Below are 442 nucleotides of genomic sequence, written 5' to 3' on the forward strand. Positions count from 1 at the left end.
GCAAACAGGCGGGGGTGACAGTGGGCATCGGCGGTCCTCAGTGCGGCCAGGGCAAGGGGCCCGCCCCGGCGACAGCGGCGGACCACACCCGGCCACACTAAGACACCCGCGCCCCGGGGTTGAGGGCATTGGCGGCCAGCCAAGGGGACAGGCTCGGCCAGCCAGGGCGCGCACGGTCAGCCAGAGGCTGCCTGCATGGCAACGGGCCCATGCCTGCCCCGCGCCTTACTTGATCCGGTAGTGGAAGGTGTTGCGCACCGCCGGCACCGTTACCGCCTGGCCGTCGATCAGCCGCGGCTGATAACGGAAGGTCGCCACCGCTGCCAGGGACGGGCGCATGAACAGGGGGTGGCAACCGTCGATGACCTTGGGGTTCTCCACCCGCCCCTGGGGGTTGACGCTGTATTCCACGGTGCAGTCGCCTTCCAGGTTCTTGTCCAGG

Annotated in this window: 1 protein-coding gene; it reads right to left on the minus strand. The window is 69.7% G+C overall.

Annotated features, from left to right (window positions below; genetic code table 11):
• Window positions 1-225 precede the first annotated feature (225 nt).
• Window positions 226-442: energy transducer TonB (locus F6S12_RS32960; protein WP_315870018.1), on the minus strand; the 217-nt coding region annotated here is incomplete at its 5' end.

The organism is Pseudomonas sp. JV245A (assembly GCF_032424515.1).
GTDB lineage: Bacteria > Pseudomonadota > Gammaproteobacteria > Pseudomonadales > Pseudomonadaceae > Aquipseudomonas > Aquipseudomonas protegens.